The organism is Sphaerochaeta sp. S2 (assembly GCF_016406725.1).
Classification (GTDB): Bacteria; Spirochaetota; Spirochaetia; order Sphaerochaetales; family Sphaerochaetaceae; genus Sphaerochaeta.
This window is the reverse complement of record NZ_JAEKNT010000084.1, coordinates 1-9,678: the sequence shown is the minus strand read 5'-3', so window position 1 is coordinate 9,678 and position 9,678 is coordinate 1. Positions and strand designations below refer to the sequence as shown.

Here is a 9,678-nt window from a genome sequence, read left to right as displayed (position 1 = left end):
CACACCGTCTAATTTTCGCCAACATCAAATGTGTATAAGAGCCAGGAGAAATACCGTGACTGACAAAGAAAAAGAACAGATTGCAATTTTCCGTTTCGGCGTAATCTTCCCACTTCTGGAGAAGAAGAGTCTTGCATGGGGGGAGCAGAAGAAGCTGCTGCAACAGCTTAGCCAGCGCCAATGGGAGATCCCATTCAGCGACCGTACCACCATTGGGGGTGCCACCATCCTCAACTGGCTCCGTCGCTACCGCGAGGGTGGGGAACGCATTGAGGCCCTGTTCCCCTCAGACCGCAGCGATTGCGGACGCCAGAGAAGCATCAGCGATGAGACGCTTGCCGCTTTATTGCAGATCCGTAAGGAAAAGCCTTCTTTTACCATCAAAAAGGTGGTGGAGGAGGCCTACAGGCGCAACATCATCACCAAGGCTGACCGTATCTCCCTTCCCACTGTCTACCGTCTCTTCAGGCTCCATGCAGAGAAGACTCAAAAAAAGCAAGAGGATATGAGGAGGTTCGAAGTGGAATTGAGTAATGATATGTGGCAAGCCGATACTTTACACGCAGTACGGGTAACCCATGAGGGTAAGCTTCGCAAGAGCTACCTGTTCGTGATCCTCGATGACAAGAGTCGCCTAATTGTTGGAAGCGGCTTTTATTTGCGTGAGAATGCCGATTCCTTTGTAGATTGCCTGTCAAAAGCTCTCAAAAGCAGGGGGGTACCTAGAGTTTTATACGTTGACAACGGCAGCCCTTTTCGCAACCATCGGCTCAGCATAGGCTGTGCATCCCTACAAATATCCCTTCGTTATGCAACTGCCTACAGGCCAGAGGGATCTGGAAAGGTTGAGCGTTTTAACAGAACAGTAAGGATGCAATTCCTGCCTGATATCGCTGAGGGTATAACCCTGGAAGAGCTGAACGAGCGGTGGCAAAAGTATCTGGATGAACAGTATCACCAGAGAAAGCATGGCAGCACAGGCCAAACCCCATTACAACGGTATCTGGATGATGCCCATCTGCTTAGGGGGGCCCCAAGCCAGCTGCCTGACTACTTCCGCTATCGCGAACAGCGCACAGTCAGCAACGACCGTACCGTCAGGCTTGCCGGAAGGCTCTATCAGGTTCCCCTTGGCCTTGCAGGCAAGCGCGTGGAGCTACGCTACGAGACTCTGGACAGGGTCGAGCTATTTGTAGACGGGGTTTCAAAAGGGTTTGTTTCAGAGGTTCCCCTGCAGGCCAATAGCCGCATCGGTAGGATTAGCGAGGGAACAAAGCAACCAGTCACTGCCAAGAGCGGCAGTCTCTTTTCGGGAGGCAGGGCATGATGAAGGACATCCGACATTTTTTCTCACTGAAGGCCGACCCCTTTCCCCAGGAAATTGCCACCGCAGACCTTTACAGGCTACCCAGCCTTGAACCCATGCAACAGCGCATCAGGTTTGCCATTTCAATGAGGAGCTTCTCGCTGGTAACCGGAGATGTGGGGTCTGGCAAGTCAACCAGTTTACGGTATGTGGTGGACAACCTTGCCAAGGGTGAGCATGAGGTGCTCATGTTCACCGCCGGTTCCTACACCATGGTTGAATTCCTGCGTCAGGTGCTCCTGTGCTTTGGAATCGTCTCCAATTCCTACAAGGTACCCCTGATGATGCGCCAGATACAGGACCAATTGCTTGAAATCAATGGCAGAAGGATCTCTCCTGTGCTCGTCATTGATGAGGCACACATGATGCGCGCCGAGATTTTCAGCTACCTCCATCTGCTCACCCAGTACAAGCTGGACAGCTCACCTCTTATGAGTACCATCCTCTGCGGTCAGGAGGGTCTCATAGAAAAGCTCATGACACCGGATGCCAAACCGTTGGCTTCAAGAATCATGGGAAGGAGTCACCTTGAGGCAATCCGCAAGGAAGTGATGGAGGAATACATTGCACACCACATGAGGTTGGCAGGGGCTAAGAAGGGAGTATTCTCAGATTCGGCGATTGTGGCAATACACCAAGGGTCGGGAGGCTTGCTCAGGCGTGCCAACAATCTGGCAAAGGGGGCTATGCTGGCTGCCTCGATGGAAAAATGCCAGACTGTCTCATCTGAACATGTAAGGATGGCACTGACTGAAGTGATTTAGGAATCGGTGATTAGCCTAATGATATTTGGGGGTCTCCTAAAAGAGATCCCTAATTTTCTCCCTTGCCAATCTACTTAATAATTGTATCCACTCAACGTGATAAATGATGTTCTTTTAATCTGATACTCTACACCAAGTCACTCATGGCTCCATCAACCTGCTGTGTCTGCAGTGCTGTCTGGCGATGTTGTCCGTTGGTAAAGAGCACCAGTTCGACATCAACACCTTCATCTTCGTAGTAACCTGCTTCCAATGCATGGTAGAAGGGGGCTGCATCAACTGCACTCATCATTCCAACTTTCAGGGAGGAAACTGATTTGGTTATCTCTTCTGTATCTGGTTGCACAGTTTTCTGCTCTTCCTTTGAACATCCGGTGGTGATAAGCACCAGGGAAAGGATGAGAATAAACATGGTATACTAAGCCCAAATCTTGGACAGGAGAGGCCAGAAAGATACGAATAGAGTTGCCCACGATGCGCAAGATGCGTATGGTGGACGTATGGGAAGGAAAAAGCGGACTTTTACCGGTGATTTCAAGTTAAAGGTAGCCTCCGAAGCACTGGCTGGAGAGAAGACAATCCAGATGATTGCTGCCGAGAATGACATCTCAGCAAGCCTTGTAGGGGCTTGGAAGAAGATTCTCCAGCAGGAAGGACCCCGGTTCTTCAATGAGAAATCGAGGATCCAGAAGGAACTTGAACAGCACTTGGAGGAACTCGAGAGGGAAAAGCAGCTGTTGCTTGAGGAGTATGGCAAGAGCCAACTTGAGAACGTACTGCTGAAAAAAAAACTGAAAATCCAGGACTGAGGGATGAGCAGATCATAACTCCCGGCCTATCGGTTGAGTTGCATGGAAAGATCTTCACCATGAGCATCAGCGAACAATGCCGGTTGCTAGGTGTAGCAAGAAGCAACTACTATTGGTGGCTCCACCATAAGGATCTGATACAGTCCTGTGACGAGGAACTCGCTTTGGTCGAGGCAGTCCTTGACTGGTGGACCGCCCATCCTGCAACCGGATACCAGAAAATGGCAAGGCAGCTCCAGGCTGTTGGGCATAAGCTGGCGACCGAGAAAAGGGTGCGTAAGATCATGAAACGCCTTGGTATCCGAGGGGTTTCCCCAAAACCCATGACTTCAAGGCAGGGGAAAGGGAAACAACACAAGAAGTATCCATACCTGTTGCGGGGGAAGAAGATACAGCATGTGAACCAAGCCTGGGCAACAGATATCTCATATATCCGTCTCCCCAGCGGCATGGTGTATCTGGTGGCCATCATTGACTTGTTCAGCCGTAAGGTGCTGGCATGGAAAGTGAGCAATACCATGGATGTGGCATTCTGCAAGGAATGCCTGCATGAAGCGATTGATCGGTATGGGGTACCGGCAATCTTCAATTCGGACCAAGGCAGCCAGTTCACCAGCATTGAGTTCCTGGCAATCCTGGAAGACCTTGGAGTGGCTGTCAGCATGGATGGGGTCGGGAGATGTCTCGACAACATCCTCATGGAGAGGACCTGGCGGACGATAAAGTACGAACATATATTTCTTCATGACTATCGGACACTCGGAGAGTTGAGAAGAGGCTTGAAGGATTTCATTGATTTCTTCAATGGTAAACGGTTGCATCAAGGATTGGATTACCAGACACCTGATGCTGTGTATTATAGAGCATTTCCTGTGAGGGAGATGGAACAATGGGTAGCTTAATATTCGTAAGATTTCCAACTACCTGTCTAGACAAAGGGCTTAGCTAAATGGTTTGTATTCTAAGTAGTTTCATAATTAAGAAAAATGTATCACACCTGTCTAAACTCTTGCAATCATGGCCGGTATTTTGGTTATGGTTGTTCATTAATTGAACAAGAGTGAAATCAAGAAACCTGTATTTAGTATACCTATAATAGGCCTAACAAGGAATGAAAAAAGTAAAAAGTATAGGAATTTGTACACAAAAAAGGCAACTCCTCTATAGAAGTTGCCTCAATCTGTCCTAGACTATCCTTGGATCAATATCGGCTCCATAATCAATGTCAGGGAAACCGAATCCATGGATATGTTCATACTCCTCAAACACTCCATCCAAATCCCCTTGCAGAAGCGGTTGCCCTTCCTTTTGGAGAGCCCACCGGCGTTCCACCTCATTCTGGACCTCTTCAAGCATCTCCCAATCATCTACTCTAAGTCGTCCTTTCTGATCGGTTGGAATCTCTTCTTTGGTGTAGAGCTGGCCCAGGAACAATCGATAGATCTGCTGTGTGCAGTGCTCGTGGATGTTCTTCTCTTTCATCACTTGATAGAGCAGAGCCATGTAGAGTGGTACCACTGGGATAACTGCGCTTGCACGGGTAACAAGGGCTTTGTTTACGGAAACAAAGGCTTTACCTCCAATGGCTTCGAGTTTATCAGTCAATGCACTTGCACTGTTCTCAAGGTGTTCCTTTGCCTTCCCGATGGTCCCTTCCCGATAGACGGGGTAGGTTATCCTGGGACCAATGTAGGAGTATGCAACAGTCATGGCACCCTCTGCGAGCAGTCCCTGCTCAAGCAGATAGTCAACCCAGAGGCTCCAGTCCTCTCCCCCCATGACCTTGACTGTATCCTGTACTTGTTCATCAGTAGCAGGTTCAATGGTCGCTTGTTTAACCACATCATCATCCAAGTCTACCGACAGGGCAGTGAATGGCTTGCCTATGGGCTTGAGTACCGAACGATAGGTAACCCCAGTAACAGGGTCATTCCTGAGTGGACTTGCAAGGCTGTAGATAACCAGATCCACTTGCCCAAGTTCTTCCTTGATTTTTCTTGCAGTCTCTTCCTTGACCGAGGTGCTGAATGCATCACCGAAAACAGAACATGCCTTCATCCCATCCTTCTTGGCTTGTTGCTCGAAAGCCATGGTATTGTACCAACCAGGGGTTGCTGTTTTTTTCTCGGCTGGTTCGCGTTCGAAGGACACATTGATAGTGTCAGCTCCTCCGGTGTAGGCAGCTACGATCCGGCTGGAAAGACCATATCCTGTGGATCCTCCAATGACGAGCACTCGCTTTGGAAGTAAATTCTCAATTGGATTGGGATAGCGAGTATCCTCCCCGGTCTGTGCTTGGTTTTTCACCCATGCAATCTGTTGTTGGACATACCGCTTGCACCCAGCAGGGTGAGCGGTAAGAGAGACATTACGCATTACTTTTTTCGTGATGATCACAACTAAATCCTTTCTTGTTTGCTATTGACGATGCACATCCAGGATGCTTCAGCTGCAACATTCCCGTTGATGGTAATGGTTCCCTTCTGACGAACCATCACTTTGCTTACTCTCACATTATGTACTTCAATGATAGCACAGTCGTTTGGGCGTACCTGGTTTCGGAACTTTGCCTTCTCAATGGAAGCCAACACGAAGAAGGCACCATGAGGAAGAATCCCTGTCTGGATCAGTCCGGCACCGCCGCACTGTGCCAAGGTCTCCACAAGAATGACCCCCGGTACCACCGGGTAGCTTGGAAAGTGACCCTTGAAGAAAAAATGATCTTCAGTGAAAACACGTTTTGCAACGGTGTGTTTCTCATCAGCCTCGATCAATTCATCGAGGAACAGAAATGGATCTCGGTGAGGAAGTAGTTCCTCTGGCGTTTCAAACTGTTCTGGCATAACGTTTCCTCCTTAGTTTTCCTGATAGGCCTTAAATACAAGCACACCATTATGGCCACCAAATCCCAAAGAATTGCTGACAGCATAGCGAATTGTACCATTCATTCCTTTGTTAGGTACATAGTCAAGATCACACTCACTGTCTGGATCCGTCTGGTTGAGCGTACAGGGGAAGTACTGGTCCCTGATGGCAAGCAGGCAGATAATGGCCTCAACTGCTCCTGCTGCCCCAACCAGGTGACTGGTCATGGATTTGGTTGATGAGACCTTGAGCTTATAAGCACCATCACCGAATACCCGCTTGATCGCCTTTGTCTCCATGGAGTCGTTTGCCGCAGTACTTGTGCCATGGGCATTGATGTAATCAACCTCATCAAGGCTTGCCCCAGCCATCTCGATCGCCTGTTTCATGGCTCGGGCAGCTCCTTCCCCGTCTGGATTGGGGGCGGTGAGGTGGAACGCGTCACAGGTCATGCTGTAGCCGGAGATTTCACCGAGGATGGTTGCCCCGCGCTTCTTGGCATGTGAAAGAGATTCAAGTACAAGCATCCCAGCTCCCTCTCCCATGACAAACCCATCACGTTCCTTGTCGAACGGTCGGCTGGCAATCTTGGGTGTATCGTTGTACTTGGTAGCCAAGGCCTGAAGGCGGCAGAATCCAGCCACGCTGAGCTCGGTGATTGCAGCCTCCGTACCACCTGCCAGTGCCATATCAACCAGACCAAAGCGGATCGAGTTGAACGCATCCCCGATAGCGTCGGTTCCGGATGCACATGCTGTGACCGTGGTGCGACAAGGTCCTTGTATACCGAAGTGAATTGCAATATTCCCAGCAGCCTCGTTGCTGATAAGCTTGGGGATGGTTAGGGGAGCTACAGCGTGTGGGCCTCTGTCAAAGAGCTTTGCAAGGTTCTCCTCCGCAACTTCGAATCCTCCAATACCGTTTCCAACATAGACGCCACTTCTGTAGGGGTCGAAGGAACCTTTCTCCAGTTTTGCTTGATTCATTGCCTGTACGGCAGCGTGAGCGGCAAACTTGGTAAAATCAGCCATACCTCTCAGCTCCTTACGGTCGAGTAGGTCAGAGGGATCAAAATCCCTGACTTCCCCTGCAATCTTGGCTGGATAGTCGGTCGTATCGAACCTGGTGATCTTATCGATGCCACAGGCTCCTGCCTGTATCTGCTTCCAGAACTGTTCCACCTCTGTCCCCAGTGGATTGACAGTTCCCATACCGGTTACTACCACACGTTCCATCTCTTGACTCCTTACATTGCCATCCCACCATCGACAGCCAGAACCTGGCCGGTGATGTAGGATGCTTTATCGCTTGCGAGGAAGGCCACGCTCTGGGCAACCTCTTCCGTTTTTCCAATTCTTGACAGGGGAATCTGATCTTTGATCTGGTCCTTCAACTTCTCTGAAAGTACCTCAGTCATGGCAGTCTCAATGAATCCAGGGGCTACCACATTGACCCGTACATTTCTTCCGGCAAGTTCCTTGGCAAGGCTCTTGGAGAATCCAATAATGCCAGCCTTGCTGGCTGCATAGTTGGTCTGTCCACCATTACCCACAATACCGACCACGCTGGAGATGTTGACTATGGCTCCTTTTCGCTGGGTTGCCATCAGTCGACCGATCCTCCTGCAGGTGAGGAATACTGAAGTAAGGTTGACGGCAATAACATCATCCCAGGCTTCATCTTTCATCCTCATGATCAATCCATCACGGGTTATACCTGCATTGTTGACCAGGACATCGATGTATGTTGCTTCACTGACCACCGCTTCCAGTGCAGTGGCAACGCTCTCCCTGTCAGCCATATCACAACTGATGTGATTTGCTTCCAGTCCTTCTGCCTTGCTCCTGGAGAGGTACCAAACTTCGTATCCTTCACTGAGCAATGTCTCTATGATTGTTCTACCAATTCCCCGTGACCCTCCGGTCACCAGGGCGTGTTTCTTTTCACTCATGATTCCAATTCCTTCTTGTAATTCCAGATTGCATCCTCACTGCCGAGATTTCGGCAAGGGATTTCCGCATTACTGTTCTTCCAAAGCCCGCTGAGTACCGTTCCAAACCCGGTTTCAGCTACCTGTGCATGCTTCTCCTGTGCCAAGGAAGAGAGATGCTTCATTGCCTCCGTCCAGCGCACTGGTTTTGCCAATTGCATTGCCAGATGCTCCTTTGCTTGCTGAGAGTCCTTGATCACATTTCCATCCACACTCGAGATTACCAAGAAATGGGGGTTCTTGAAGTCGAGCGTTTCTAAGAAAGCAGAGAAAGGCTCAGTTGCCCCCTCCATGAAGGGGGTGTGGAATGGGCCGGAGACCTTCAGGGGAATAACTCTTCTCGCTCCCTTTGCCTGCAGGACCTCCTTCCCTTGGGCGATGCTCTCCTGCAAGCCAGCGATAACCACCTGTGTGGTGCTGTTGTCATTGGAAGCATACAGTCCTGGGATTTGTGCTTCTTCCAGGGCTTGTTCAACTGTTGCATAGTCCAACCCAATGATGGCCGCCATCCCAAGTTTTCCCTGTACCTCTTCAATCTTTTTTGCTTCTTCGTCCATCAATACTGCCCGTTTGTTGATCAAGGAAAAGAGCGTTTCATCATCAAGGATGCCGCCTCCTGCAAAGGCAGAAAGCTCGCCAAGGCTGAACCCACTATGGGCAGCAAATGAGAATCCAAGCTCGGTTAGTCTCAGATGTGCACTGCGACTGGCTAGGGTTACCGCAAGCTGTGTGGCCACAGTCTGTTTCAATTCCTCTTCGCTGCCTTCAGCGAGCAATTGGTATAAGTCCAGACCACTTACATCACTTGCAAGAGCAAAGAGATCCCTTACTTGCTTGCTTGCGTCATAGAGATCCAGGGCCATCTTCGGTTTCTGCGACCCCTGTCCGGGGTAGAGTGCTATCAATACGTCCATGTAAGTAGAGTTCCTCCGTAGGTTAATCCTGCTCCGAATCCCACCATCAGAATTCTTTGGCCCTTCTTGAGCAATCCTGCTCTGTCCATCTCCCTCAGTGCAAGGGGGATGGATGCCGCTGAGGTGTTGGCAAATCGATCGATATTCATATAGAACTTTTCTTCTGGAATTCCATATCGCTTGGAACAGGCTTGGATGATTCTTCGGTTTGCTTGGTGCGGGACAATCCAATCAATGGATTCCAGATTCAGGTTATTTCGTTCAACCAGTGCCAGGATGGTATCTCCAATTGTTCTCACCGCAAATGAGTAGACCGCTCGGCCGTCCATCTCGATGGCATGTTTCTCTGGGTGTATGGTCAGGGCCTTGGTACCAGCCGCCTCAGCCTTGAGCAAGGTGTCGATAAGACCTGACTCCTCTTGGTCTGAGAATTCAAGCAGTGCACATCCTGCTCCATCTCCAAAGAGTACGCAGGTGTTTCGGTCATTCCAGTCAACTACACCTGACAGTTTCTCTGCTCCTACCACCAAGGCATTTTTCATGGAACCTGTGGCGATCATGGCACGGGCGACTTCCAAGGCGTAGATGAAGCCGGTGCAACCAGCACTCACATCCAGCGCTGGTCCGGTAATACCGAACTGTTCTGCGATCATACAGGCAACAGAAGGAAATCCAGGATAGTCCGGGGTAGCTGTCGCACAGACAATGCCGTCAATATGGGATGCTTCCAGGTTGTAGCTTGCGAGGAGATCCTCGATGGCTTTATAGGCGAGATTGCTGGTCAATTCTTCATCATCAGCAATATGTCGTTCTCTGATTCCAGTGTGACTTTGGATCCACGCATCACTCGTGTCGACCATATGGCTCAGGTCATTATTTGTTACCACCCTCGGCGGCGCGTAACTGCCGAGGGCGGTGATGTGTATCGATTGTGGAGGCTTCAATGGCTCCCTCCTTGGGTACATAACAT

Annotated in this window: 11 protein-coding genes; 4 read left to right on the top strand and 7 right to left on the bottom strand. The window is 49.9% G+C overall.

What is annotated here, in order from left to right:
* Nucleotides 1-55: 55 nt before the first annotated feature.
* A complete protein-coding gene (locus JF818_RS02190; protein WP_198890354.1) occupies nucleotides 56-1,327 on the top strand; it encodes a DDE-type integrase/transposase/recombinase in 1,272 nt (423 codons plus the stop codon).
* Nucleotides 1,324-2,130, top strand: a complete 807-nt coding sequence (locus JF818_RS02185) for an ExeA family protein (RefSeq protein ID WP_198890353.1) — start codon at nucleotides 1,324-1,326, stop codon at nucleotides 2,128-2,130. Before JF818_RS02190 ends, JF818_RS02185 begins: the two co-directional genes overlap by 4 nt.
* Before the next feature lie 127 nt (nucleotides 2,131-2,257).
* On the opposite strand, the gene JF818_RS02180 is transcribed toward JF818_RS02185, so the two are convergent.
* Entirely contained in the window at nucleotides 2,258-2,542 is a 285-nt protein-coding gene (locus tag JF818_RS02180) for an ABC transporter substrate-binding protein (protein WP_198890352.1), read from the bottom strand.
* Nucleotides 2,543-2,630: 88 nt separating this feature from the next.
* Between JF818_RS02180 and JF818_RS02175 the strand changes: the two genes are divergently transcribed.
* Complete coding sequence (locus tag JF818_RS02175; protein WP_198890351.1) at nucleotides 2,631-2,939, top strand: transposase; 309 nt, start codon at nucleotides 2,631-2,633, stop codon at nucleotides 2,937-2,939.
* A gap of 59 nt (nucleotides 2,940-2,998) precedes the next feature.
* A complete protein-coding gene (locus JF818_RS02170; RefSeq protein WP_198890350.1) occupies nucleotides 2,999-3,841 on the top strand; it encodes an IS3 family transposase in 843 nt (280 codons plus the stop codon).
* A 283-nt stretch (nucleotides 3,842-4,124) separates the two neighbouring features.
* On the opposite strand, the gene fabV is transcribed toward JF818_RS02170, so the two are convergent.
* From fabV to JF818_RS02140, 6 genes are read right to left on the bottom strand one after another with little or no spacing between them, the layout of a single operon-like run.
* Nucleotides 4,125-5,336, bottom strand: coding sequence for an enoyl-ACP reductase FabV (gene fabV, locus JF818_RS02165; protein ID WP_198890349.1), 1,212 nt, complete (start codon nucleotides 5,334-5,336; stop codon nucleotides 4,125-4,127).
* A 2-nt stretch (nucleotides 5,337-5,338) separates the two neighbouring features.
* The gene (locus JF818_RS02160; RefSeq protein ID WP_198890348.1) at nucleotides 5,339-5,782 is read right to left on the bottom strand and encodes a 3-hydroxyacyl-ACP dehydratase FabZ family protein; all 444 of its coding nucleotides are present in this window, start codon (nucleotides 5,780-5,782) and stop codon (nucleotides 5,339-5,341) included.
* 12 nt (nucleotides 5,783-5,794) lie between these two features.
* Nucleotides 5,795-7,039 carry a beta-ketoacyl-ACP synthase II gene (gene fabF, locus JF818_RS02155; protein ID WP_198890347.1) on the bottom strand — a complete coding sequence of 415 codons (1,245 nt, stop codon included), beginning with the start codon at nucleotides 7,037-7,039 and terminating at the stop codon, nucleotides 5,795-5,797.
* Nucleotides 7,040-7,050: 11 nt separating this feature from the next.
* Nucleotides 7,051-7,755: a 3-oxoacyl-[acyl-carrier-protein] reductase gene (fabG, locus tag JF818_RS02150; protein ID WP_198890346.1), complete on the bottom strand. Its 705-nt coding sequence runs from the start codon at nucleotides 7,753-7,755 to the stop codon at nucleotides 7,051-7,053.
* Nucleotides 7,752-8,708 carry an ACP S-malonyltransferase gene (locus tag JF818_RS02145; protein ID WP_198890345.1) on the bottom strand — a complete coding sequence of 319 codons (957 nt, stop codon included), beginning with the start codon at nucleotides 8,706-8,708 and terminating at the stop codon, nucleotides 7,752-7,754. The genes fabG and JF818_RS02145 overlap by 4 nt, the downstream gene beginning before the upstream one ends.
* Nucleotides 8,696-9,673, bottom strand: a complete 978-nt coding sequence (locus tag JF818_RS02140; protein WP_198890355.1) for a beta-ketoacyl-ACP synthase III — start codon at nucleotides 9,671-9,673, stop codon at nucleotides 8,696-8,698. Before JF818_RS02140 ends, JF818_RS02145 begins: the two co-directional genes overlap by 13 nt.
* Nucleotides 9,674-9,678 lie beyond the last annotated feature (5 nt).

Bases quoted from the DNA above. Each gene is read 5' to 3' on its own strand.
- JF818_RS02185 (WP_198890353.1), top strand. From the start codon at position 1,324: ATGATGAAGGACATCCGACATTTTTTCTCACTGAAGGCCGACCCCTTT.
- JF818_RS02180 (WP_198890352.1), bottom strand. From the start codon at position 2,542: ATGTTTATTCTCATCCTTTCCCTGGTGCTTATCACCACCGGATGTTCA.
- JF818_RS02175 (WP_198890351.1), top strand. From the start codon at position 2,631: ATGGGAAGGAAAAAGCGGACTTTTACCGGTGATTTCAAGTTAAAGGTA.
- JF818_RS02170 (WP_198890350.1), top strand. From the start codon at position 2,999: ATGAGCATCAGCGAACAATGCCGGTTGCTAGGTGTAGCAAGAAGCAAC.
- JF818_RS02160 (WP_198890348.1), bottom strand. From the start codon at position 5,782: ATGCCAGAACAGTTTGAAACGCCAGAGGAACTACTTCCTCACCGAGAT.
- fabF (WP_198890347.1), bottom strand. From the start codon at position 7,039: ATGGAACGTGTGGTAGTAACCGGTATGGGAACTGTCAATCCACTGGGG.
- fabG (WP_198890346.1), bottom strand. From the start codon at position 7,755: ATGAGTGAAAAGAAACACGCCCTGGTGACCGGAGGGTCACGGGGAATT.
- JF818_RS02145 (WP_198890345.1), bottom strand. From the start codon at position 8,708: ATGGACGTATTGATAGCACTCTACCCCGGACAGGGGTCGCAGAAACCG.
- JF818_RS02140 (WP_198890355.1), bottom strand. From the start codon at position 9,673: ATGTACCCAAGGAGGGAGCCATTGAAGCCTCCACAATCGATACACATC.